This window comes from Nocardia sp. NPDC056100 (genome assembly GCF_042266325.1).
Taxonomy (GTDB): Bacteria; Actinomycetota; Actinomycetes; order Mycobacteriales; family Mycobacteriaceae; genus Nocardia.
In genome coordinates, this window is sequence record NZ_JBHJVY010000001.1 from 731,914 (window position 1) to 756,409 (window position 24,496).

Annotated in this window: 20 protein-coding genes and 1 pseudogene; 9 read left to right on the forward strand and 12 right to left on the reverse strand. The window is 66.9% G+C overall.

What is annotated here, in order from left to right:
- Positions 1–19: 19 nt before the first annotated feature.
- Both ACFC0O_RS03485 and aroB read left to right on the forward strand, forming a co-directional pair.
- A pseudogene (locus ACFC0O_RS03485) lies at positions 20–511 on the forward strand (shikimate kinase); the annotation flags it as partial.
- An 848-nt stretch (positions 512–1,359) separates the two neighbouring features.
- Positions 1,360–2,481 carry a 3-dehydroquinate synthase gene (gene aroB / locus ACFC0O_RS03490; RefSeq protein ID WP_364632420.1) on the forward strand — a complete coding sequence of 374 codons (1,122 nt, stop codon included), beginning with the start codon at positions 1,360–1,362 and terminating at the stop codon, positions 2,479–2,481.
- 83 nt (positions 2,482–2,564) lie between these two features.
- Here the strand turns inward: aroB and ACFC0O_RS03495 are convergent, their stop codons facing one another.
- On the reverse strand, positions 2,565–3,047 hold the full coding sequence (locus ACFC0O_RS03495) for a B-4DMT family transporter (RefSeq protein ID WP_375953467.1): 483 nt from the start codon (positions 3,045–3,047) through the stop codon (positions 2,565–2,567).
- A 135-nt stretch (positions 3,048–3,182) separates the two neighbouring features.
- On the opposite strand from ACFC0O_RS03495, the gene ACFC0O_RS03500 reads away from it, so the two are divergent.
- Positions 3,183–3,800 carry a helix-turn-helix transcriptional regulator gene (locus ACFC0O_RS03500; protein ID WP_375953469.1) on the forward strand — a complete coding sequence of 206 codons (618 nt, stop codon included), beginning with the start codon at positions 3,183–3,185 and terminating at the stop codon, positions 3,798–3,800.
- Between the two features lie 13 nt (positions 3,801–3,813).
- Positions 3,814–4,320: a DUF3291 domain-containing protein gene (locus ACFC0O_RS03505; RefSeq protein WP_375953470.1), complete on the forward strand. Its 507-nt coding sequence runs from the start codon at positions 3,814–3,816 to the stop codon at positions 4,318–4,320.
- On the opposite strand, the gene ACFC0O_RS03510 is transcribed toward ACFC0O_RS03505, so the two are convergent.
- From ACFC0O_RS03510 to alaS, 4 genes are all read right to left on the reverse strand, one after another.
- Positions 4,268–5,095, reverse strand: coding sequence for a shikimate dehydrogenase (locus tag ACFC0O_RS03510; protein ID WP_375953472.1), 828 nt, complete (start codon positions 5,093–5,095; stop codon positions 4,268–4,270). The genes ACFC0O_RS03505 and ACFC0O_RS03510 overlap by 53 nt on opposite strands.
- Complete coding sequence (mltG, locus tag ACFC0O_RS03515) at positions 5,070–6,545, reverse strand: endolytic transglycosylase MltG (protein WP_375953474.1); 1,476 nt, start codon at positions 6,543–6,545, stop codon at positions 5,070–5,072. The genes ACFC0O_RS03510 and mltG overlap by 26 nt, the downstream gene beginning before the upstream one ends.
- Positions 6,542–7,045 carry a Holliday junction resolvase RuvX gene (gene ruvX, locus ACFC0O_RS03520; RefSeq protein WP_375953475.1) on the reverse strand — a complete coding sequence of 168 codons (504 nt, stop codon included), beginning with the start codon at positions 7,043–7,045 and terminating at the stop codon, positions 6,542–6,544. The genes mltG and ruvX overlap by 4 nt, the downstream gene beginning before the upstream one ends.
- A gap of 77 nt (positions 7,046–7,122) precedes the next feature.
- Positions 7,123–9,789: an alanine--tRNA ligase gene (gene alaS / locus ACFC0O_RS03525; protein WP_375953477.1), complete on the reverse strand. Its 2,667-nt coding sequence runs from the start codon at positions 9,787–9,789 to the stop codon at positions 7,123–7,125.
- 71 nt (positions 9,790–9,860) lie between these two features.
- Between alaS and ACFC0O_RS03530 the strand changes: the two genes are divergently transcribed.
- Positions 9,861–10,520, forward strand: coding sequence for a CatB-related O-acetyltransferase (locus ACFC0O_RS03530; protein WP_375953479.1), 660 nt, complete (start codon positions 9,861–9,863; stop codon positions 10,518–10,520).
- Here the strand turns inward: ACFC0O_RS03530 and ACFC0O_RS03535 are convergent, their stop codons facing one another.
- Positions 10,521–11,723, reverse strand: coding sequence for a cytochrome P450 (locus tag ACFC0O_RS03535; protein WP_375953481.1), 1,203 nt, complete (start codon positions 11,721–11,723; stop codon positions 10,521–10,523).
- Positions 11,724–12,052: 329 nt separating this feature from the next.
- Here ACFC0O_RS03535 and ACFC0O_RS03540 point away from each other — a divergent pair, with 329 nt between their 5' ends.
- Positions 12,053–12,838: a VOC family protein gene (locus tag ACFC0O_RS03540; RefSeq protein WP_375953482.1), complete on the forward strand. Its 786-nt coding sequence runs from the start codon at positions 12,053–12,055 to the stop codon at positions 12,836–12,838.
- A gap of 7 nt (positions 12,839–12,845) precedes the next feature.
- Here the strand turns inward: ACFC0O_RS03540 and ACFC0O_RS03545 are convergent, their stop codons facing one another.
- On the reverse strand, positions 12,846–14,195 hold the full coding sequence (locus tag ACFC0O_RS03545; protein ID WP_375953484.1) for a replication-associated recombination protein A: 1,350 nt from the start codon (positions 14,193–14,195) through the stop codon (positions 12,846–12,848).
- 77 nt (positions 14,196–14,272) lie between these two features.
- The gene (locus ACFC0O_RS03550; protein ID WP_375953486.1) at positions 14,273–14,884 is read right to left on the reverse strand and encodes a hypothetical protein; all 612 of its coding nucleotides are present in this window, start codon (positions 14,882–14,884) and stop codon (positions 14,273–14,275) included.
- Between the two features lie 105 nt (positions 14,885–14,989).
- Between ACFC0O_RS03550 and ACFC0O_RS03555 the strand changes: the two genes are divergently transcribed.
- The gene (locus ACFC0O_RS03555) at positions 14,990–16,630 is read left to right on the forward strand and encodes an alkaline phosphatase D family protein (RefSeq protein ID WP_375953488.1); all 1,641 of its coding nucleotides are present in this window, start codon (positions 14,990–14,992) and stop codon (positions 16,628–16,630) included.
- Positions 16,631–16,715: 85 nt separating this feature from the next.
- On the opposite strand, the gene ACFC0O_RS03560 is transcribed toward ACFC0O_RS03555, so the two are convergent.
- Entirely contained in the window at positions 16,716–17,885 is a 1,170-nt protein-coding gene (locus tag ACFC0O_RS03560; RefSeq protein WP_364632396.1) for a kinase, read from the reverse strand.
- Positions 17,886–18,080: 195 nt separating this feature from the next.
- On the opposite strand from ACFC0O_RS03560, the gene ACFC0O_RS03565 reads away from it, so the two are divergent.
- Positions 18,081–19,418: a hypothetical protein gene (locus tag ACFC0O_RS03565; RefSeq protein ID WP_375953490.1), complete on the forward strand. Its 1,338-nt coding sequence runs from the start codon at positions 18,081–18,083 to the stop codon at positions 19,416–19,418.
- Between the two features lie 66 nt (positions 19,419–19,484).
- On the opposite strand, the gene aspS is transcribed toward ACFC0O_RS03565, so the two are convergent.
- Positions 19,485–21,275 (reverse strand): aspartate--tRNA ligase, encoded by a 1,791-nt coding sequence (gene aspS, locus ACFC0O_RS03570; protein WP_375953492.1) that lies wholly within the window; start codon positions 21,273–21,275, stop codon positions 19,485–19,487.
- A gap of 119 nt (positions 21,276–21,394) precedes the next feature.
- Between aspS and ACFC0O_RS03575 the strand changes: the two genes are divergently transcribed.
- Entirely contained in the window at positions 21,395–22,318 is a 924-nt protein-coding gene (locus tag ACFC0O_RS03575) for a neutral zinc metallopeptidase (protein ID WP_364632390.1), read from the forward strand.
- 15 nt (positions 22,319–22,333) lie between these two features.
- Here ACFC0O_RS03575 and ACFC0O_RS03580 read toward each other — a convergent pair whose 3' ends face one another.
- Together ACFC0O_RS03580 and ACFC0O_RS03585 are read right to left on the reverse strand one after the other, a co-directional pair.
- Entirely contained in the window at positions 22,334–23,746 is a 1,413-nt protein-coding gene (locus tag ACFC0O_RS03580) for an MFS transporter (RefSeq protein WP_375953494.1), read from the reverse strand.
- 31 nt (positions 23,747–23,777) lie between these two features.
- Positions 23,778–24,446 carry an SGNH/GDSL hydrolase family protein gene (locus tag ACFC0O_RS03585; protein WP_375953496.1) on the reverse strand — a complete coding sequence of 223 codons (669 nt, stop codon included), beginning with the start codon at positions 24,444–24,446 and terminating at the stop codon, positions 23,778–23,780.
- Positions 24,447–24,496: the final 50 nt, after the last annotated feature.

Below are 24,496 nucleotides of genomic sequence, written 5' to 3' on the forward strand. Positions count from 1 at the left end.
CGGGGAAACCGGCCAGCCGCTGAGTGTGGTGCTGGTCGGTCCGCCCGGTGCGGGTAAGTCGACGATCGGCCGCAAGCTCGCTCGTGAACTCGGGCTGGACCTGTATGACACCGATGCCGGGATCGAGGAACAGACCGGCCGCACCATTCCGGAGATCTTCGCCGAGGATGGCGAACCGGAGTTCCGCCGCATCGAGGAACAGGTGGTGCGCGAGGCCGTACTGGCCGGGCACGGCATCATCTCGCTCGGCGGCGGTTCGGTGCTGTCCGCCGCCACCCGCGAGATTCTGCGCGGCCGCACCGTGGTCTACCTGGAAATCAGTGTGGGCGAAGGACTTCGCCGCACCGGCGCCAGCACCAACCGCCCGCTGCTGAACGGCGACGATCCGGCCGCCAAATACCGCGAACTCATGAAGATCCGCCGCCCCCTCTACCGCGAGGTGGCCTCGGTCCGCGTCCGCACCGACGGCCGCAGCCCGGGCCGCGTGGTCCGCATGATCCTGGCCAAGCTCGGCCTGGAATCGGTACTGCCGCAAGAGGAAACCACCCCCGGCACCCCACCCCCGATCGTAGAACCCGGCGATTCGACCCGCACCCGGTCCCGCCGACGCCGCCGTCGCGGCCGCGGACGCGGCGACAAATCCCCCGACCCCCAGCCGAATACCCCCGCGCCCGAAGCGAATTCGGCCCCGCGCGACAACAGCATCACCACCATCGACTCCCCGGCGACCGCGCCGGACGCAACCGAGGACTCGAAACAAGCACGCCGCAACCGCCGTTCGCGCCGCCGCAGCCGCCGCCCCGCCGGTCCCGCCGCGCCCACACCGACGGAGGGCGTGGGGCACGACCCACAGTGTTCGGGTGGTGGCATGGCGAATGGCACCGACGGCAGTACATCGGCCGCCGACACGTCGGTCGCCGAGAGTTCTACCGCCGCAGGTGAACTCAGCGCTTCGGGTGGGACTACCGCCCCGAGCAGGGGGCGTCGGCGCGGTCGAGGGTCTCGCAGGCGCGGGAGTGGCTCGGCGGAATCCGGGCGAGACACGGCGTCCGGGGTTTCGGCCGACACCGACCCTCAGGCAGGTGGCGGCGACGTAGCCCGCCCCGGCACAACCGGACAACCGCGTGTCGGCGCCGCCGAATCGCGTGGGCGGGGCCGGACGGCATCGGACGGGTCCGCGACTTCCGCGGCGGGGACCGCAACCGCCGGAAAGGCCGAATCCGCTGGTGGACAGCAGGGGTCGGTGGCTGGGGAGCCGGGGGCGGGGCGGTCGCGGCGGGCCAGGGCGCGGCGGGCTCGGGCCCGGGCGCGCGGGGAGCAAGCAGAACTATCCGTACGAGAAGAATCGGAGCAGCATCCATGAGCGAGCCGACCCGCATCGAGGTCCGCACCGCCGATCCGTATCCGGTGATCATCGGGCGCGGCCTGCTGGGTGATCTGGTGGAGCAGGTGACCGGGCGCAATGGTGTGCGCACGGTCGCCATCTTCCATCAGCCGCCGCTCGCCGAGACCGCCGAGGTGGTGCGCAAGGCGCTGGCGGACAAGGGCATCGACGCGCATCGCATCGAGATCCCGGACGCCGAGGACGGTAAGGATCTGGCCGTGGCCGGATTCTGCTGGGAGGTGCTGGGCCGGATCGGGCTGACCCGCAAGGATGTCATCATCAGCCTCGGCGGTGGCGCGGCCACCGATCTCGCGGGTTTCGTCGCCGCCACCTGGATGCGCGGGGTGAGCATCGTGCACGTGCCCACCACCCTGCTGGCCATGGTCGACGCGGCCGTGGGCGGTAAGACCGGTATCAATACCGAGGCGGGCAAGAATCTGGTCGGCTCGTTCCATGAACCGCACGCGGTCATGGTCGATCTGGCCACGCTGGAAACGGTGCCGCGCAATGAGATCGTCGCGGGCATGGCCGAGATCATCAAGGCCGGTTTCATCGCCGACCCGGTCATTCTCGAACTCATCGAACGCGATCCCGAAGCCGCGCTCGACCCGACCGGTGAGGTGCTGCCCGAACTGATTCGGCGCGCGGTGCAGGTCAAGGCCGATGTGGTCGCCGCCGATCTCAAGGAATCGGATCTGCGCGAGATCCTGAACTACGGCCATACCCTCGGCCACGCCATCGAGCGCCGCGAGCGCTACCGCTGGCGTCACGGCGCGGCCGTATCGGTCGGCTTGGTCTTCGCCGCCGAACTCGGCCGCCTGGCCGGTCGCCTCGACGATGCCACCGCCGAACGTCACCGCACCGTGCTGGCGAGCGTCGGACTGCCCACCACCTACGATGCCGATGCGCTCCCCCAGCTGCTGGACACCATGCAGACCGATAAGAAGACGCGCTCGGGCATGCTGCGTTTCGTGGTGCTGGACGGTCTGGCCAAGCCGGGCCGCCTGGAAGCCCCGGATCCGTCCCTGCTGGCCGCGGCCTATTCGGCCATCGCCCGCGAGGCCACCCCGGGCGGCAGCACAGCCATCCTGCTGTAGCGAAAGCCTTCGCCCACAACGGGTCTCATACAAAGAACGCCCGCAGTCGATATCGACTGCGGGCGTTCTGCGTCGCGGCGGCGTCAGACGCCGGCGGTTTCCTTGTTCAGGGCGACGGTGTTCGTGTTGGCCGAGCCCTTCTTGGACTCGCGGCCGACCAGGTAGCGGCCCAGGGCCACACCGATCATGGCCGGAATGAAGATGATCAGGATGATGAACGACGCGCCCGAGGAGATCTCGAAGAGCAGGCCGTTGTCACCGAGGTCGAACTTGGGCAGGAAGTCCAGGAGCCAGGCGACCAGACCGGCGCCGAGGCCACCGGCGAGCGCGGCCTTGAGCCAGCGCATGGTCAGATCGGCGCCGCGATCGGGATCGGGATTGGCGCGACGGTCGTGCCGGCCGTCCACCACGCCCCAGGCGACCACGATCGCGACCAGCACGATCAGGCACAAGATCCGCATCCAGGAGCCATTGGTCGGCCAGTTCACCATCGCGAAACCGAGCAAGGTCCGCAGCACAACGGTCAGCGCTCCCAGACCTACGGCGCGCAACACCCACGCATTCATGATGATCACCTTAACCTGCGAATTGGCCCGGCCTAACTGAAACCGGTTCTAGAACTGTATCCGTTTCCCGATCCGGCACCACGCACGGTACCCGCGACCCGGCTCGCGATCCGAGCACGCTGCTAGAAATGCAGGGTGAGCATCGAAGCCGTCGCCCTGCTGCAGGATCCGATTCGCAGGCGGCTGTACGACTACATCGCCGCCGCGAACCACGATGTGAGCAGGGATGAAGCCGCCGAGGCCGCCGAGATCAAACGGCCGCTGGCCGCGTTCCACCTGGACAAGATGGCCGAGGCCGGACTCCTGGACGCGGTTTTCCGGCGACCCGAGGGCAAGACCGGGCCCGGTTCGGGCAGGCCCGCCAAGTTCTATCGGCGCGCCGAGGCCGAATTCGCGGTCAGCCTGCCCGCCCGCGACTATCGCACCCTGGCAACGGTTCTCGCCGAGGTCACCGAACACGCCGGGTTCGAGAAGGCGATCGCCAAGGCCGCCGCGCAGCACGGACCCGCCATGGCGGACCGTGATCCGCTCGAGGTCCTGCGCGAACGCGGCTATGAGCCATACCTGGACGGTGCGGTGATTCGCCTGCGCAACTGCCCTTTCCATCAGCTCGCGGTCGACTTCCCGCCCCTGGTCTGCGGTTTGAACTTCGCACTACTGGAAGGCGTTGCCGCCGAGGCGGGCTGGACGGCGCGGATGGATCCGGCTCCGGGCCGATGCTGCGTAAGCCTTTCTAAAACAAACACAGATTAGTTATAGTTCGGTCATGCATCTCGCGCTCTTCAATATCGGCCGCATGATCGCCCCCGAGGGCGACCCCCGGGTCGCCGAGTTCTACGCCGGACTCGATCGCATCAACGCCCTCGCCGACGACTCCCCCGGTTTCATCTGGCGACTGGTCGACTCCGATTCGAACAACGCGACCTCCGTGCGCCCCTACGAGGCCGACCCGGACATGCTGGTGAACCTCAGCGTCTGGGAATCACGCGAGTCGATGTTCAACTACGTCTACCGCAGCGAGCACATGGAATTCCTGCGCCGCCGCCGCGAATGGTTCCTCCCCGTCAAGGAGGCCATCGTCGTGCTGTGGTGGGTGCCGATCGGATACACGCCGACGCTGGCCGAGTCGATGGAGCGCCTGGATCACCTACGCGCGCACGGTCCGACACCGCACGCCTTCACCTTCCGGAACGCCTTCGAACCGCAGCCGGATGATGCGGTCAATCCTGTAGTGCCGCAGCCATTTCGGCGCGCGGAGCGGGCTGACCGGTGAATTGTTCGACCTGGCCGTAGGCCTGGTTCAGGAGCATTTCGAGGCCGCTGACCACGGTATGGCCCGCGCGGGTCACCGCCGCGGCGAGTGGGGTGGGCCAGGGGTTGTAGATGGCGTCCAGGACCACGGGGGCGTGGGCCACCGCTTCGGCGATGGGTTCGGCTCCGGCCGCGGGGACGGTGCTGACCACGGCGTCGATATCGGAGCAGACGAAGCCGATACCGTCCGGATCGAAGCCGATGACCTCGGCCGAAAGGCCAAGGCGTTCGGCCAGTTCCAGGGTGTCGGCGGCGCGGCGCGGGCTGCGGGCGACGATCGTCACGGTATGCGCGCCGAGTTCGGCCAGGGCCAGCAAGGCGGGGCGGGCGGTGCCGCCCGCGCCGATGACCATGGCCTTCTCGAGCTCTTTCACGCCCGCGCCCTCGAGTGCGCCGCGCACGCCGTCCACATCGGTGCAGTCGGCGCGCCAGCCATTGTCGATGCGCAGCAGCGTATTCGCCGAGCCGACCAATTCGGCACGGTCGGTGCGCTCGGTCGCGTAGTCGAGCGCGGCGACCTTGCCCGGCATGGTCACCGACAGGCCGACCCATTCCGGGCCCAACCCGTCGACGAGACCGGGCAGTTGTTCGGCATCGCATTCGATGCGCTCATACGTCCAGTCCAGGCCCAGCGCACGATAGGCCGCCAGGTGCAGATGCGGCGAGCGCGAATGCGAGATGGGGCTGCCGAGTACGGCAGCCTTGCGGCGCTCACCGTCCACTGTCGAGAATTCCACTCTGCCTGGCCTTTTCGATATTGCGCAGATGTTCGCTGTAGCTGTCGGTGAACAGGGTGGTGCCCTGTTTGTCGACGGTGACGAAGTACAGCCAGTTCCCCGGTTCGGGTTTCTCCATGGCGCGCATGGCATCCACCGACGGTGCGGAGATGGGCGTCGCGGGCAGGCCCGCCATCGCGTACGTATTCCACGGGGTCTTCTTATTGCGGTCGGCGTCCGTGGTGGCGACCTCGGTGGCCGGGAGCGCGTAGTTGACCGTGGAGTCGAACTCCAGTTTCTGATCCGCCTTGAGCCGGTTCACGATCACCCGCGCCACCTTGGACATGTCCTGCGGCAGCGCTTCGCGCTCCACCAGCGATGCGCCGATCAGCGTGTCATAGGGCGAAAGACCGTTGGCGGCACCGGAATTCATGATCCCGGTGGACTCGTAGGTCGCCGCGCTCGTGGTCACCAACTGCTTGAGGATCTGCTCGGGCGAACCACTCGGATCGAAATCCAGGGTGCCCGCGGCGATCAGGCCCTCCAGCTGCCGACTGCGATCGGGCACCTGACGCACCCGGTCCATCGCCCACGACGGCACCCCGAGCAGGCTCGGATCGGCACTGCCGCCCGCCGCCTCGAGCTGGTCGTAGGTCACGCATTTGGCGGCCGAACCGGTGCCGACACAGCTGGCGTCGGCGATCTTGCGGTAGATACCGTCCTTGCGCGCGCCGGTGCTCACATCGGTGGAGTCGTGCAGCTGGCGGCCCTCGGAGATGACCACATTGCCGACCCGCGAGTTCTTGCCGACCAGTGCGACAACGGCTTCCGCGGCACGACTGTGACTGGCGATGGCGTAGTAGCCGGGCTGCACCGAGCTCATATTGTCATTGCGCACCGCGGCCTCGTAGAAGGCGGCGCTGCTGGCCACCACGCCCTTGGCGAACATGGTGTCCGCGATCTGGGTGGCGGTATCGCCGGGCTTGACCTGCACCACGGCCAGCGGTCCCGGATCGCCGGCGTAATCCTCGGCGGCGGTGAACCGGTTCATGAACTTCCAGGTCGCGAATCCGGCCGCGCCGACGAACAATACGACGAATACGGTGCCGATGACGATCAGGTTCCGCCGCCGCCGCTTGCGCTCGGCGGCCTTGCGCGAGGCCGCGCGGGAGCGGCGCGGGCGCTGTCCGCCGCGGCCGCCCGAGGCACGCGAACCACCGCGCCCATTACCGCCACGCCCGTTGCCACCGCGGCCGCGGTCGCCACCGCGCTCGGCACGCTGGGGCGCCTGGCGGCGCGGCGGTTCCGGCTCCAGGATCGGCTCGTCGTCCTCGTCATCCTCGTAGCGCGGGATGACGGTGGTGTCGTCCTCGTAATCGTCGACTTCCGACCAGTCCAGGTCGTCACGGCGATAACGGCGTTCAGCGCTCTGCCGGTAGCGTTCCTCGGCTCGCGTCCAGCGGTCGGTCATGCAAGATCACCATCACCGCGCGGCTTCAATGCTGCACTCCGTTCGTCCAACCAACCCTGCAGGATCGACACGGCGGCCGCCTGATCGATGACGGACCGCTGCCCGCGCGCGCGAACTCCACTGTCCCGCAACGCCCGTGCAGCAGACACCGTAGTCAAACGTTCGTCGGAAAGCCGCACCGGCACCGGTGCGATCAAAGTCCGCAAACGCCCCGCGAAGGTGGCCGCCAGCTTAGCCGACGAGCCGCTCTCTCCGCGCAAGGTGCGGGGAAGGCCGACAATCACTTCCACAGCCTCGTATTCGCGCACAATTTCGGCAATTCGGGCAAGGTCGGGTGCGAGGGTGCCGGGCGCGATCTTCTTCGCCTTGGGCACGGTCTCGACCGGGGTGGCCAGCAGGCCGTCCGGATCGCTGGAGGCCACGCCGATGCGGACCGTGCCCACATCGAGCGCGATCCGCCGGCCGCGACCCGGATCATCCGAGGGGCTGGGCCGGTCCACCGCGAATCCCGGTGTTCCGGTGTGAGTCCGGGCGTCTGCGTCGACGCCCGGAGAGTCCGAGGGTTCGGAAGGGGGCATCACCCGGCGAGCTCGGCCACCCGCGCCCGCAAGGCCGCGAGTCCGGCCTCGATACCAGCGGGTTCGGAGCCCGCGCCCTGCGCCATCTCCGGCTTGCCGCCACCGCGGCCATTGATGCTGGGGCCGAAGGACTGCACCAGATCGCCCGCCTTCACACCCAGATCCTGGGCGTGCTTGCTGACCGCGACGACGAACGGGACCTTGCCCTCGTCATTGCCGAGCAGCGCGACGATGGCCGGTTCCGCGCCCAGGCGGCCCTTGATATCGGCGACCAGGGTGCGCAGATCGCCCGCGCCGACGCCCTCGGGAGCGGCGGCGGCCACCAGCAGCACCTTGCCCACGCGCTGCGCCTGCGCGGCGAAAGTTCCGGCCTGTGCGAGCACGGCCTGAATCTTGGTGCGCTCCAGCTCTTTTTCGGCAACTTTGAGTCGCTCGACGAGCTGTTCCACGCGCGCGGGCACCTCATCGGAGGGCACCTTCAGCGAGGAGGCCACACCGGCGAGCAGTGCCCGCTCCTTGGCGAGGTACTTGTACGAGTCCAGGCCGACGAAGGCCTCCACGCGGCGCACACCCGAACCGACCGAGGACTCACCCAGCAGGGTGATCGGTCCGATCTGCGAGGAGTGCTTTACGTGCGTACCACCGCAGAGCTCCATGGAGAACGGTCCGCCGATCTCCACGACGCGCACCTCATCGCCGTAGTTCTCGCCGAACAGGGCCATCGCGCCCATCTTCTTGGCGGACGGCAGATCGGTGACGAAGGTGTTCACGGCGAAATCGTCCGCGACGGCATTGTTGGAGATGGCCTCGATATCGGCCTTCTGCTGCTCGGAGAGCCCGCCCTGCCAGTTGAAGTCGAAGCGCAGGTAGCCCGGCTTGTTCAGCGAGCCCGCCTGAACGGCGTTGGGGCCCAGCACCTGTCGCAGCGCGGCGTGCACCATATGGGTGCCCGAGTGGCCCTGGGTCGCACCGTGCCGCCAGGCCGGATCGACCTGCGCGAGCACGGTGTCACCCTCGGTGAGCTGACCGCCCTCGACGGTGGACTTGTGCACCCATACCGTCTTGGCGATCTTCTGCACATCGTTGACGCGCACCTTGAGCCCGTGCGAGGACACGATCGAACCGCGATCGGCGATCTGACCGCCGGACTCGGCGTACAGCGGCGAGCGATCGAGAATGATCTCCACGTCCTGGCCGACTTCGGCCACCGGCACTCGTACGCCATCCTTGATGAGCGCGAGAACCGTTGCCTCGGTGGCGAGTTCGTCGAAGCCGGTGAATTCGGTGGCGCCGCGGTCGACGAATTCCTTGTAGACGGTGAGGTCGGCGTGCGCGTGCTTGCGCGAGTAGGCGTCCTCCTTGGCGCGGGCGCGCTGCTCGGCCATGAGCGAGCGGAAGCCCTCCTCATCGACCTGGAGTCCGGCCTCGGCGGCCATCTCCAGGGTGAGGTCGATCGGGAAGCCGTAGGTGTCGTGCAGCGTGAACGCCTCGGTGCCGCTGATCTTGCTGCCGCCCTGGGCCTTCACCTCGGAGGCGGCATCGTCGAACAGTTTGGAACCGGTGTTCAGGGTGCGCAGGAACGCGCTCTCCTCACCGACGGCAACGGTTTCGATGCGCTTGAAATCGGTGGCCAGCTCCGGGTACGAGGGGGCCATGAGCTCGCTGACCACCTTCATGAACTCACCCATGACCGGCTTGTCCGCACCCAGCAGCCGCGCCGAGCGGACGATGCGCCGCAGCAGTCGGCGCAGCACATAGCCGCGACCGTCATTGCCCGGGTTCACACCGTCGGCGATGAGCATGGCACCGGTGCGGGCGTGGTCGGCGATGACGCGGAAGCGCACATCATCGGCGTGTTCGACACCGTAGTTGCGGCCGGTCAGTTCCTCGGCCTTGCTGATGATCGGGCGCAGCAGATCGGTTTCGTAGACATTGTCGACGCCCTGCAGCAGGAAGGCGACACGCTCGATACCCATGCCGGTGTCGATATTCTTCTTGGGCAGCGGGCCCAGGATCTCGAAATCGTCCTTGCCGCGGCCCTCACCGCGCTCGTTCTGCATGAACACGAGGTTCCAGATTTCGAGGTAGCGATCCTCATCGGCCTCCGGGCCGCCCTCGATACCGAATTCGGGTCCGCGGTCGTAGTAGATCTCCGAGCACGGGCCGCACGGGCCCGGAATGCCCATGGACCAGTAGTTGTCGGCCATACCGCGGCGCTGGATGCGCTCGGCGGGCAGACCGATGGAGAGCCAGATCTGCTCGGCCTCATCGTCGTCGAGGTAGACCGTGGCCCACAGCTTTTCGGGGTCGAAGCCGTAGCCGCCGTCCTCGACGGGCGAGGTGAGCAGCGACCAGGCGAAGGTGATGGCCTCGCGCTTGAAGTAGTCGCCGAAGCTGAAATTGCCCGCCATCTGGAAGAAGGTGTTGTGCCGGGTGGTGATGCCGACATTCTCGATATCGCCGGTGCGCACGCACTTCTGCACGCTGGTCGCGGTCGCCCAGGGCGGGGTCTGCTGACCGAGGAAATACGGGACGAACTGGACCATGCCCGCGTTGACGAACAGCAGGTTGGGGTCGGCCAGGATCAGCGAGGCACTGGGAACCTCGGTGTGTCCGGCACGGACGAAATGCTCCAGGAAGCGTCGGCGAATCTCGTGGGTCTGCACAGATGTCAAGCCTACCGGTCCCGGTCCAGCGGGTTTTCAGCCCCCGCCCGGGGCTGGCTACCATCGCTGGGGTGAGTGTGATCCCGGACCCATCGACGCCCTATCCGCTGCCGCACACAGACCGCACCGTATTCCTGAAACCGCACATCACCTCGGCGAATATCGAAGTCGGCGACTACAGCTACTTCGACGATCCGGACGCGGCGACCGAGTTCGAGACCCGGAATGTGCTGTACGCGTTCGGGCCGGAGAAGCTGATCATCGGCAGGTACTGCGCGCTGGCCACCGGCACCCGATTCATCATGGCGGGCGCGAATCACCCCACCGCGGGCGTGTCGACCTTCCCGTTCACCATCTTCGGCGGCACCTGGGCCGAGGACACCATGGACATCCTCACCTCGATTCCGAGCAGGGGGGACACCGTCGTCGGCAATGACGTGTGGATCGGCTACAACGCGCTGATCATGCCGGGCGTGCGGATCGGCGACGGCGCGATCATCGCGACGGGTGCGGTCGTGACGGCCGATGTCCCCGCCTACACGATCGTCGGCGGCAATCCGGCCAAGCCGGTGAAGCAGCGCTTCCCGGACGAGGAGATCGATCTGCTGTCGCGCGCCGCCTGGTGGGATTGGCCGGTCGAACTGGTCACCGAACACGTACGCGTGATCATGGGCGGCACCCCGAAGGAGATCGAGCGGATCGCCCGGGACAACGGCCTGTTCCGGGACTGATCACCAGCTGACCGGGAGCGATGTCGGCCCGCGCACGAGCATGCCGCGCTTCCAAGGGATTTCGGCATCGGGCACGGCCAGCCGCAGTGCCGGGAAGCGCCGCAGCAGCGTATCGAGCACCACCTGAAGTTCGATGCGCGCCAGCTGCGCTCCCAGACAGTGGTGGAAGCCGTGCCCGAAAGCCATGTGCGGGTTGTGTTCCCGGGTCAGATCGAGGGCATCGGCGGCGGTGAAGACCGATTCATCGCGATTGGCGGCCTGGGTATTGATGAATACCGCCTCACCGGCGCGAATTCGAGTGCCGGACAACTCGACATCCTCGGTCGCGATGCGCGGAAACCCACCGCCGGAACCCAATTGGACGAAGCGCAGCAGTTCCTCGACGGCGGTGGGCACCAGTTCCGGTCGCGCGCACAGGTATTCCCACTGCCCCGGCTGGGTGAGCAGCACATAGGTGAAGTTGGCGATCTGATTCGCGGTCGTCTCATGTCCGGCGATGAGAATGGTGACGCCCAGGCCCACCAGTTCGGCTTCGGTGAGCCGGTCCACGTCATCGCGCGCGGCGACCAGCGCGCCGAGCAGATCATCGCGCGGCTGGGCGCGGCGGGCCGAGACCTGTTCGGCCAGATAGGTTTCCAGCCCGGCGCGGGCGGCGACGATCTGTTCACGAGTGGCGGCCGTGGTGGACATGACGATGTCGGAGAAGTCCCGGAACCGGTGCTGATCGCGCGGCGGGACACCGAGCATTTCGCAGATCACGGTGACCGGCAGCGGCAGGGCCAGCGCGGGGATGAGATCGGCGGGCGAACCGCCGCGCTCCATATCGTCGAGCAGGCGGTCCACGATGTCCTGCACATGCGGGCGCAGCGCTCGCACCCGCTGCCCGGTGAACGCCTTCGCCACCAGTTTCCGCAGTCGAGTGTGCTCGGGCGGATCGGAGTTGAGCAGTGAATCCCCGCGCGCCGGTTCGGGAGTCACCCGTGGGACATCCTCACGGCCCACCACCCCTGCCCGACTGAACCGCGCATCGGCGAGGACCATGCGCACATCGTCGAACCGCGTGACCAGCCAGCCCTCCCCGCCGTAGGGCAACCGCACCCGAGACACCGGTTCCTCGCGCCGCAATGTCTCGAACAGCGGATGAGCGTCCAGCCGAACCGGCTCCCCGAACGGATACTCACGAACTTCGGACTGAATGGTCATACCAACTTCTTTCGCCGGAGTCACGACCAGCCTACGAGCGCCCCACAACCGGAGTCAACGATCGAATTCCGTTACGGCGGAAGCACACTCAGCGCATTCGACGCTACCGCCGCAGGATTTCGGAGCCGCCCGCCGAACCGGTTCGCACCATCGCGCCATCCGGTGTCGGCGCACCGTAAACCCGCTGTTCACGGCATGAAAATGAGAACGCCCGGTCGGAACGCGAGTTCGCTGGATAACCGGACATCGAGGGCATGGAGTTCTAGGCTCGCGGTGTCGGCTCATCGGCCCATGAGCCGGTACATTTTCCCGCCCGAGAGGAGTCGGCCATGCCGCAAATGAGCTCGTACGATCCGGGAGTCCCCAACTGGGTGGATCTCGCCACCCCCGATATCGCAGCATCCTCCAATTTCTACGGTGAGTTGTTCGGCTGGCAGGCCAATTCCTCACCGGATCCGCAGTACGGCGGATACACCATGTTCACCCTCGCGGGCACCGAGGGGAATGAGGTCGCCGCGGCCATGCCGATCATGATGGAGGGCCAGCCGCCCTCCTGGACCACCTATGTCAATGTGCTCGATGTCGACGCCACCGTGAAGGCCGTGCAGGCCGCGGGCGGACAGGTCTTCATGGAGCCCATGGATGTTCCCGAACAGGGCCGCATGGCGGTCTTCGCCGATACCCGGGGCGCGGTCATCGCGGCCTGGCAGGCGTACGACTTCAAGGGCGCGGGCATCGTCAACGAGCCCGGCAGCTACTGCTGGAGCGAGCTGAACTGCCGGGATATCGACGCCGCCAAGGCTTTCTACGCCGACGTATTCGGATGGGAAAGCAGCACAGCGGAATTCGGCAGCACCACGTACACCGAATTCAAGGTCGGCGGCAATTCCATCGCCGGCATGATGCAGATGGATGAGAACTGGCCCGCCGATGTGCCCTCGCACTGGATGGTCTACTTCGCCGTCGCCGATACCGATGCCATCGTCGCCAAGACCACCGCACTCGGCGGTTCGGTCGCGGTGCCACCGACCGATATCCCGATCGGGCGCTTCTCGGTATTGAGCGATCCGCAGGGTGCGCACTTCGCGGTCATCGCACTCACCGGCACGATGTAGCCGACTCCTACTTTCCTCGGACTATGCGGCGGAGTTTGGTGACTCGGGGGCCGACTTCGCGTTCATAGCCGTGATCGGTGGGGTGGTAGTAGTCCGTCCCGACCAATTCGTCGGGCGGATACTGCTGCCCCAGCACACCATCGGGGTGATCGTGCGGGTATTTGTACCCCTGCGCATTGCCCAGCGCCGCCGCACCGGCGTAGTGGCCATCGCGCAGGTGCGGCGGCACCGCGCCCGCTTTGCCCGCGCGCACATCGGCCATGGCCGCGCCGATACCCTTCACCACCGCACCGGATTTGGGCGCGGTCGCGATATGAATGGTGGCCTGGGTGAGCGCCAGTTGCGCCTCCGGCATACCGACCAGCTGCACCACCTGCGCGGCAGCGACCGCGGTTTGCAGTGCGGTCGGATCGGCCATGCCGACTTCCTCACTGGCCTGAATCATCAAGCGGCGGGCAATGAATCGCGGATCCTCACCCGCGCTGATCATGCGCGCCAGATAGTGCAGCGCCGCGTCCACATCGGATCCGCGCAGCGATTTGATGAACGCGCTGATGACGTCGTAATGCTGATCGCCCGCGCGGTCGTAGCGCACGGCTGCCTTATCGACGCTGGCCTCCACCAGTTCCACGCCGACATTTCCGTCCAGGGACGATTCGGCCGAGGCCTCGAGCGCGGTGAGTGAGCGCCGGGCGTCACCGCCCGCGATGCGCACGATGTGTTCGATCGCCTCGTCGCTGACGGTGTACTCCCCCGCCAGCCCGCGCGGATCCTCGATGGCACGGGTCAGCACCAGGCGAATATCGGCCTCCGACAGGGAGGTCAGCTGTAGGACCAGTGATCGCGACAGCAGCGGTGACACGACGGAGAAGGACGGATTCTCGGTGGTCGCGGCGACCAGTAGCACGATGCGGTTTTCCACCGCCGCCAGCAACGCGTCCTGCTGGGTCTTGGAAAACCGGTGCACCTCATCGATGAACAGCACGGTCTGCTCACCCACGGTGAGCCGCCGCCGCGCCAGCTCGATGACCCCGCGCACCTCTTTCACTCCGGCGGATAGGGCCGAGAGCGCTTCGAACCGCCGCCCGGTCGATTGCGAAATCAGCGAGGCGAGCGTCGTCTTACCGGTGCCGGGCGGCCCGTACAGCAGCACCGACGCCGCCCCGGACCCTTCGATCAATCTGCGCAGCGGTGATCCCTGGCCCAGCAGATGCTGCTGCCCGACCACCTCATCCAGATTCCGCGGCCGCATGCGCACGGCCAGTGGCGCGAACCCCTCACCCATCGGTGCCACACTCGGCACGAACCCCTCGTCCACGTCCTCCGTCCCCGGCGCGTCGAACAACCCGTCACTCACCCCGCGACCGTACCGTCCACCCACGACAGGATTCGCCGCACCGCCGTCTCCGGGCGTGCCAAGCGCCGGTCGAGGACCTATTCGGGCTCGCGGGCCGTCGACCCCGCATGAGCTTCGAGTGCTCGGGCCGCCGCCGCGAACAGCGGGAGCGGATCCGCTCCGGGTCGTCTCGTCCGCTCACGCTCCAGGTCATTCGGTGCGGTGGTGCAGGCCGGTTCATCGAGCCGGGTATGCCACCGCAGCCGTGATTCGCGAAAGTCGCAGTAGGTCAGGATCAGCTGATGCCTCGGACACGCCGGAACCACCTCGGCGATATCGGCGAGCATGGCGCAGGCATTGAACATTCTGCGCACCTTCGCGACATCGACCGCACGGTCCCGATCGACTCCCCCGCAGCCGACCTGAGCGAACAAGGCCAGCGAGCCGAGCGTGAGTTGATAGGTGGTGATCGCGTACGACGGGTCGGTGTCAGCACCGGCCCGGGACACCGCGACATAGTCCTCGACGCGTTCCCGCTCGGCTTCGAACCGATAGTCGCCGAACATGTACATGCGCAGGGGGTCGATATCGCGGGTCGCGTACGTCCAGTCCGCGACCTTGCGCAGCGGCGATCGGAACCGGGCCGGGATCGGTGGTTCGCCGAGATGGTTGGTGTCGAAGAGCTCACACATTTCGCGGTAGTCACGCATGATTCAAGATCGCTGTGCGGTGTGTGAACGTTCACACGGCGTTGTTACGAACTGTTCATCCGTCCAGATTTGCCTAGCGGGTGCTGTATCGGATCTGATCGACGCGTGCGCCTCACCGAGATCATCGCAACGCCCTTCGATCGCCGTTCCGCGTTGAAGGGTGGTGGGGCCGCGGTCGCGGTATCGCTACTCGGGGCGGGGACCGCGCGCGCGGAGTCGGATGTGTTCCGGCACGGGGTCGCTTCCGGGGATCCATTACCGGGCGGTGTCCTCATCTGGACGCGCGTCACACCCTCGGAGGACGCGACCCCCGGATCGGGTGCGGGCGCACCCACTTCGGTGCGCTGGGAGGTTGCCAGCGACGCCGGATTCGGATCGATCGCGGCATCCGGAAACCATACGGCGAGTGCGGAATCCGACCATACGATCAAGGTCGATGTGACCGGACTGGCTCCGGCGCGCGAATACTTCTATCGATTCACGGCTCTCGGCCAGACCTCACCGGTCGGTCGCACCCGCACCGCGCCGGAAGCCGCGGCCGCTCCGGACCGCCTGCGCCTCGGCGTGGTGTCCTGCGCCAATTGGGAGGCAGGCTATTTCGGGGCATACCGGCATCTCGCGGCGCGCGAGGATCTCGATGCCATCGTGCATCTCGGGGATTACATCTACGAATACCCGCGCGGTGAATACGGCGGCCGCAACGGTTCGGTGCGCCCGCACGACCCCGCGCACGAGATCGTGAGCCTGGCCGACTATCGAATTCGGCACGCGCAGTACAAGACCGATCCGGATCTGCTGACCCTGCACGCGCGGGTGCCGTTCATCTGCACCTGGGACGATCACGAATCCGCCGATAACGCCTGGTCCGGCGGCGCGGAGAACCATCAGCCCGCGACCGAGGGCGATTGGCAGGCGCGCCGGGAGGCCGCGCTCCAGGCATATCTGGAGTGGATGCCGGTGCGCACCGGCGGCGATCGGCGACTGTACCGACGCCTGCGCTTCGGCACCCTGGCCGAATTGTCCATGCTGGATCTGCGCAGTTACCGCAGTCAGCAGGCCAAGTCGGGTCCGGGCTGGCGCGTGGTGGACAGCCCGGATCGCACCATCGCGGGCAAGGATCAATTGGATTGGGTCACAGCCGGTGTGACCTCCGCCCCGGTGAGCTGGAAGTTGATCGGCAATCCGGTCATGATCGCTCCGCTGGTGTTCCCGCCGCTGGAGCCCGCGACCACGGCCGCGCTCACCGAGTTGATCGGCATTCCAGAGTCGGGCATTCCGGCCAATCTGGATCAATGGGATGGATACACGGCGGATCGGCAGAAGCTGTTGCGCGCCATCACCGATAACCAGGTCGCCGATGTGGTCTTCCTGACCGGCGATATCCATACCTCGTGGGCCGCGGACATTCCCGTCGATGCCGCGAACTATCCGGCCGGGCAGACCGCGGGCGTGGAATTCGTTGTCCCGTCGGTCTCCTCGCAGAGCATGGGCGATATGACCAAGACCCCGCCGCGCACCGCCTCGGTCGTCGCCGAGACCGCACTGGTCGGGGTGAACCGCCATCTGCACTACGCGGAGCTGGATTCGCACGGGTACGGCGTGCTGCACGTGGACGCGGATCAGGCGCAGATGGACTGGTTCTATCTGACCGATGTGTCCGATCCGAAGACCGGTGTCCGCCACGGTATTTCCTTCGGCGTGCGGCGCGGCGGCCGCATCGAGCCGCGCTCGAACCCGATGGTCTGACCCGACCCGCAGCGGTCCGATACAGTCCCTGAACAGCGTAAAGGCCGGTCCCCGAAGGGGATCCGGCCTTCAAGCGCCGAGCTGTCTATTCTTCCCAGTGCTCTTCGAGGGTCGCCGAGACATGTTCGGCGAAATCACCCAGCGAATCGTCACCGGTGCAGCGGGCGTCCTCGGCGAGGGCGGCCCAGCGATTGATCAGTGCGGCCGAGCGCGGAATCGACAGTCCGTGTTCGCGCGCCGCGGCGATGCGGGTGTGGTCGGCGGGCAGGAACCAATAGGTGGACAACCACACCCAGATGAGCCGGGCTTCGAGGATGCGCTCGTTGAGCACATCGTCATCGGCGAGGGCGGGCCAGACCGCGACCACTTCCGAGCGCCAGGCCTCGACCATCTGCCGGGCGCGTTCGCGGGAGAGTTCGAAATCGCAGAGGCAGCCGGGGAAGGAGACCAGCGCGTACGCGATATCGAGGGTGGCGTCGCGGAAGCCGCCCCATTCGTAGTCGAGGAAGCGTGCGCCCTCCTCGTTGAGAATGACATTGTCGGGGCACAGATCCGAGGGGCTGAAGGCGCGATAGCGCCCCGCGGAGAACAGCCGGTTACCGCGCACGATGCGTTCGGCGATCTCGCCCGGCACCTCGATGCCGAGTTCGCGCTGCAACATAACGGGCACTTCGGATACGGCGGTCTCGGCCTGCTGGGCGATTCCGTCGACCCGGTGCACCACATCGACGCGGCGTAGCAGGGCTACGAAATCGGCCTCGCGGCCGACGGTGGCGGCGTGCATGCGGCCCAGGGCCTGCGCGAATGCCATGAGCGAGTTGCGCCCGGCGGGTTCGGCGTTCGCCTGTAGGACCGCGGTGAGCGAGGTGTTCTCGCCCAGATCGCTGAGAATGAGCAGCCGGTCGGGGAGGCTGTACGCGAGTAGGTACGCCCCCGGTCGGTGGTCACGCCCCAGCGCGGTGGTGAACTGGTAGGACACCGCCTCGCGCAAGAATGCGGAGTCGATGCTGGCCACACCGGGTGCCATGCCCCCGGTGCGTCGTTCCTGTGCGGCGCCACGTACCTGCTTCACTATGAGTGTGCGAGGAAGTGAAAACGCGTTCTCCGCAACACGCACGCGAAGTACCGTCGTCCTACCACTACCGCTGAGTTCCATAGGATCACTCAGCTTTACCGGAGCACCCATTCGCTTTGTGAGCAACTGTTGTGCCGCGGACACGACTTCGGCGGCGCGTTCGGCCAATAGTGCGGTCATCTCGTCCCAAGTTACTCGCACCAGGTCACTTTCAGCGAGCGGTTGCGCAACCTTTCGCGCGTCGTCCGGCGTGTCTTGGTCAAGGGTTTGCCCACACGGCGCTGGTTGCTTGACACAACCGGGGTGGTCTAGTTGTCTCATGTTCAACTGCTGTGCGCCACACCGTAAAACGGGAAATGTGAAAGGCTCGCGACCATGACCGGCACGCCGCCCTCCGCACCGAACGATCCCTCCGGCGACACTCCCGGCGACCAAGGCGGACCGCGCTCGACCGCCCGTTCCGGACAGCACCAGAACCCCGAACCCGCAGCGTCTTCCGGCGGGCCCGAACACGGCAGGCACGAATTGCCCGGCCGCGCGGGCTACCCGCAATTCGACGGTCCGGGCGCGGCGCAGTACGGCGAGGCCGTGGAACCCCCGCCCCGCCTGCACCCGCAGTCGGGCGCGCCGCAGGGTCAGCCCGCCGGTGGATTCCCACCGCAGCAAGGCAATCCGAGTGGCGGCTACCCGCCGCAGGGCAACCCCCAGGGCGGGTTCGGGCAACAGGGCAATCCCCAGGGCGGATATCCGCAGCAGGGCGGCCCCCAGGGCGGCTACCCCCAGCAGGGCGGATTCGCACCGCAGCAAGGTAATCCGCAGGGCGGGTTCCCACCGCAGCAGGGCAATCCGCAGGGCGGCGGCTTCGCGCAGCAGGGTGCACCGCAGGGCGGCTTCGGACCGGGCGGTCCGCAGGGCGGATATCCGCAGCAGGGCGGCCCCCAGGGTTACGGTCAGCCGGGCGCACCCCAGCAGGGTGGTTTCCCGCCCGGCAATGTCCCGCCGGGCAGCGTTCCCCCCGGCAGCGTGCCCCTGGGTCCGGACGGCGCTCCCCCGCCCGGACCCGCCGACAACTCCATCACGGCCCGTCCGTACGAGCGCCTCGATGTCGGCCATGCCGTGTCCTACGGCTGGGATCGCTTCCGCGCCAACCCGATTCCCTGGGTCGGTATGGTGCTGATCGGCCTGATCGCCTGGCTGGTGGTCACGCTGCTGGTCAATATCGTGAATGTGCAGTCGCTGGCGGGTGTGCTGCTCATGTTCGCCGTGGCGGCCCTGATCGTCTGGTTGTTGCAGGCGGCCATGATTCGCGGCGCGCTCTACGAAACCGATGGCACCCCACCGGATTTCCCGGCCTTCTTCGGCTTCGTGAACGCGGGCAGCGTGCTGCTCACCGCGCTCATCGTATTCGTGGCCTGTCTGATCGCCTCGATGCTCTGCATCTTCCCGGTCGTGATCGTCGGCATCCTGTGCATGTTCTCGCTGCACTTCGTGATCGATCAGGAAATGGATCCGATCAACGCCATCAAGGCCAGTGCGCAATTGGTGATCGCGAATGTCCTGCAGATCCTGCTGCTGGCCCTGACCGTCCTGGTCATCACCTTCGTCGGCGCGCTCTGCTGCGGTATCGGCCTGTTGGTCGCCGGTCCGGTCAGCGCGATCGCGGTCACCTACGCCTACCGCTTCCTCACCGGCCGCCTGGTCGTGCAGTACTGATCCACCGGAACGACGAAGCACCCGCCGCCGAGGAATCGGCAACGGGTGCTTCGTTTTTCGTACGGCCTACTTCTCGGCCTTGACCGGGTTGCCGTTCTCGTCCAGCTTCACATCGAGTCCCGCGTCGCGACGCTGGATCGGGGTGATCGGGGTCGGGGCGTCGGTGAGCGGGTCGACGCCGCCACCGGACTTCGGGAAGGCGATGACCTCGCGAATGGAGTCGACTCCGGCGAGCAGCGCGGTGATGCGGTCCCAGCCGAAGGCGATGCCGCCCATGGGCGGAGCGCCGTAGGAGAAGGCGTCGAGGAGGAACCCGAACTTGTCCTGGGCCTCTTCGTCATTGATGCCCATCACCTTGAAGACCCGCTCCTGCACGTCTTTACGGTGAATACGGATCGAGCCGCCGCCGATTTCATTGCCGTTGCAGACGATGTCGTAGGCGTAGGCCAGCGCCGAACCGGGATCGGTGTCGAAGGTGGCCAGATGTTCGGGCTTGGGCGAGGTGAAGGCGTGGTGCACCGCGGTCCAGGCCGAATGGCCGAGGGCCACATCACCACTGGCGGTGGCGTCGGCGGCGGGTTCGAACATGGGGGCGTCCACGATCCAGACGAAGGCCCACTCGTTCTCGTCGATGAGGCCGCACTTGCGCGCGATCTCACCGCGGGCCGCGCCGAGCAGCGCGCGCTGCGGCTTGGCCTCACCGGCGGCGAAGAACACGCAGTCGCCCGGGTTCGCGCCGACGTACTTGGCCAGGCCCTCGCGTTCGGCATCGGTCAGGTTCTTGGCGACCGGTCCGCCGAGGGTGCCGTCCTCCTGAATCAGGATGTACGCCAGGCCCTTCGCGCCGCGCTGCTTGGCCCATTCCTGCCAGGCGTCGAGCTGACGCCGCGGCTGCGAGGCACCGCCCGGCATGACGACCGCGCCGACGTACGGAGCCTGGAACACGCGGAAGGACGTGTCCTTGAAGTACTCCGCCATTTCGGTGATCTCGATGCCGAAGCGCAGATCGGGCTTGTCCGAACCGAACCGGCGCATGGCGTCGGCGTAGGTCATGTGCGGGATCGGGGTGCTGATCTCGTGCCCGATGAGCTTCCACAGCGCGACCAGGATGTCCTCGGCCAGCAGGATCACATCCTCCTGGGTCACGAAGCTCATCTCGATATCGAGCTGGGTGAACTCGGGCTGGCGGTCGGCGCGGAAGTCCTCATCGCGGTAGCAGCGCGCGATCTGGTAGTACCGCTCGATGCCCGCGACCATGAGCAGCTGCTTGAACAGCTGCGGGGACTGCGGCAGCGCGTAGAACTTGCCCGGTTGCAAACGCGCGGGGACCAGGAAGTCGCGCGCGCCCTCGGGGGTCGAACGCGTCATGGTCGGGGTCTCGACCTCGACGAACGCGTGATTGCCGAGCACCTCGCGGGCGGCGGCGCTGACCTTGGACCGCAGCCGGATGGCATGGGCCGGGCCTTCGCGGCGCAGATCCAGGTAGCGGTACTTCAGGCGAGCCTCTTCGCCCGGCTCGTCATCGAGCTGGAACGGCAGCGGCGCGGACTCGTTGAGCACCTCGAGTTCGGTGACGTTCACCTCGATCGCACCGGTGGGCAGGTTCGGGTTCTCACTGCCGGCCGGCCGATTCTCGACCACACCGGTGACCTTCACGCAGAACTCGTTGCGCAGCTTATGGGCCTGTTCGGCGGGCTCGCCCTCACGGAAGACGGCCTGCGACACGCCCGACGCATCACGCAGATCGATGAAGATCACGCCACCGTGGTCTCGACGCCGGGCCACCCATCCGGTGAGGGTGACGGTCTGACCGGCCTGCTCGCTTCGCAGCGAACCAGCCAAGTGGGTGCGCAGCACGGGAATCCTTTCGATGGGCTGGAAAACACCGCGGGGTCCGCCGGGTGCGCTCCCATCGTAGTGAGACACGTTTCCCGAGTGGAAACCGATATCCGTGCGGCCGTGCCAAGCTAGTGCGTATGACCTTCAACGAGGGCCTGCAGATCGACCCGAACCGGGTTTCCGGCGGCGGTGGCGGACCGGGCATGGGCGGCGGATTGGTTCTCGGCGGTGGTGCCGTGGGCATCATCGTGCTGATAGCGACATTGCTGTTGGGTGGCGATCCGGGGAGTGTGCTCGGACAGTTCACGGGTGCGGACAGCAATGCCAACAGCGGATCGGTGAAAACACCCGATCACTGCAAGACCGGTGCGGACGCGAACAAGTACGTGGACTGTCGCGTGGTGCTGACGGTGCAGAGCTTGGACGCGGTGTGGAGCACCGAACTGCCCAAGCAGGTGAACAAGAAATACGTCGACCCGAAGGTGACGCTGTTCTCCGGTCAGGTGAACACCGGCTGCGGCCGCGCGTCCTCGGCGGTCGGGCCGTTCTACTGCCCGGCCGATCAGACCGCGTACTTCGACACCAGCTTCTTCCAGGAACTCAAGGATCGCTTCGGTGCGAGCGGCGGACCGCTGGCGCAGGAGTACGTGGTGGCGCACGAGTTCGGCCATCACATCCAGAACCTGCTCGGCGATATCAATCGGGCGCAGCGTGATCCGCAGGGTCCGGAGTCCGGTGCGGTCCGCACCGAACTCCAGGCCGACTGCTATGCGGGCGTGTGGGCGTACTACGCCGATAAGCTGCCCGCACCCGGTTCGGATCAGCCGTTCCTGAAGCCGTTGACCAACAACGACATCAACGACGGTCTCTCCGCGGCCTCGGCCGTGGGCGACGATCGCATTCAGAAGGCGTCGACCGGTCGCGTGAATCCCGAAGCCTGGACGCACGGTTCGTCCGAGGAACGCCAGAAGTGGTTCCTCTCGGGCTACAAGTCCGGGCAGATCAAGATGTGCGACACCTTCTCGGCGCGCGATCTGAACAATCCGCCCGGCCTGAAGTAGTCGCGAACAGCGCTGTCAGGCAATCGCTTCGGCGCGTGCGGTAGTGCCGAGCGCAGTGAGCGTGCTCAGCAGTGCCACCGCGGCGATGGCCCACCAGGCGCGGGTGAACCCGGTGACGGCGGCACCCGCGTCGGCGCTCAGCGTGCCGAGGATGGCGACGAGCATGGTGACGCCGAAGACGTAGCCGAGCTGGCGGCTGGTATTGACCACACCGCTGCCGCTCGACACGTGCGCGGGCGGCAGGCCGACGGTCGCCGCGGCGAGCAGGCTGGGCAGTGAAAACCCCACTCCCACACCGATGATCATCCAGCCGGGCAGCACCCGGGTGAGGTAGTCGACCTCCGCGCCCGCACTCACCGCCAACAGCACCGCGCCGCAGGCGAACAGCGCATTGCCCAGGGCGACAATGCGATTCGCGGGCCAGCCGCGCCGGGTGAGGCGCTGTCCGGCCACGGCGAAGACCATGACCATGAGCGGCCCCGGCGCGAGCGCGAGACCGGTGGTCAGGGCACTGTAGTGCGCACCGGTCTCCAATCGCAGTACCGCACTGGGCAATACGGCGCCGAACGCCGTACAGAACAGCAGCGCGGTGATGTTCGACCAGAAGAAGGTGCGCACCCGCAGCAGTCCCGGATCCACGATCGGCATGACGTGGGTCAGCACCCGCACGATCACCGTGCCGAATCCGGCGGCGGCCACGGCGAAGGCGATGAGCGTCGACGTCCCGGACCAGCCCCACTCCTGCCCCTTGACCAAGGCCAGCGCCAGCGCACCGAGCCCGAGCGCCAGCACCAGCGCGCCCAGCAGGTCCGGAATCCGGCCTGCCACAGCGTCTCCGAGATCGGGCACCACGTAGACCGCCGCGACCATGGCGATCACCCCGACCGGAACATTGACCAGGAACACCCACTGCCAGGACAGCTGCACCAGCGCCCCGCCGATGATCGGGCCGATCGCGGCGGCGAGGGAGGTCGAGGTGGCCCAGATCTTCACGGCGGTCGCGCGGCGTTCGACCGGTAGCGCGGTCAGCAGCAGTCCGAGGCTGGTGGGTGTGAGCAGCGCCGCCCCGGCCGCCTGGAGCGCGCGGAATCCGATGAGCGACCACAGACTCGGTGCGAGGGCGCACGCCACGCTCGCGGCCGTGAAAACGGCCAGGCCGGTGAGGAATCCGCGTTTGCGGCCGTATCGGTCGGCCAGCCGTCCGGCCGGTATGAGCAGCGCCGCGTACACGATGGTGTAGGCGTTGAGCACCCAGCTCAGATCCGCGAGCGATGATCCCGGAAAGCCGTCGCCGATGGCGGTGAAGGCGACGTTGACGATGAAGGTGTCCAGCATCGCCATGAAGGCCGCCGAACACAGCACCAGCAGAATGAGATTCGACCGATCCCGGACGGGTGGCGATACCAGAGCCTGACTAGACTCAACCATAGCTAGTTTCCCTAAAATTTTTTGGGCCGGATCAGGCCAGGCGATGCGCGAGTTCCCGGACCATGAGCGTCGCGAGGATGGCCTGGCCGGAGGTGGAGAAATGGATTCCGTCCTCGCTCAACAGGTTCGGGCGGTCATTGAGCGGGTGGTCCTCGGAATCCACCAGGACGGCATCGAATTCGCGAGCGAGCGTGCGGGTGAGGTCGTTCAGCCTGCGCAATCGGTCGCCCCAATCCGGGAAGACCGGGATGACGAAGGCGCGACCGAGGGTGTACACGGCGATCTGGGCGCGGGTGGCCGCGGCGAATCGGTACATGGTGCGCAGACCGTGCTCGATCTGCTCCCAATCGAGCTCGCGCCGCACGATATCGTTCGCGCCGCTGTTCACATGCAGCAGATCGGGCGCGAAATCGTGGATGCGCTCGCCCTGCTCGGCCAGCGCCTGCGCGGTGGTGGCCCCGATGCGAGCGGTATTGAGGTACTCCAGATCCGGGCCGACCATGCGCAGCACCCGCTCGACGCGGGTAGGCCAGCCCAGATCCGCGTAACCCGGGATGACATCACCTGCGCCCACCGACAGGCTGTCGCCGAATACCGCGTACCGCCGCCAGGGCGCGTCGAACAGCAGTGCGGCGAGTTCGGTGGGTGGCAGGACATACGGATCCGTGTCCTCGGTCAAAGGGTGCGCTAATGCGGTCATGAAAGTAAGCATACGGTCGTACATATACCCATGCAATGGTGTTGTGCGAC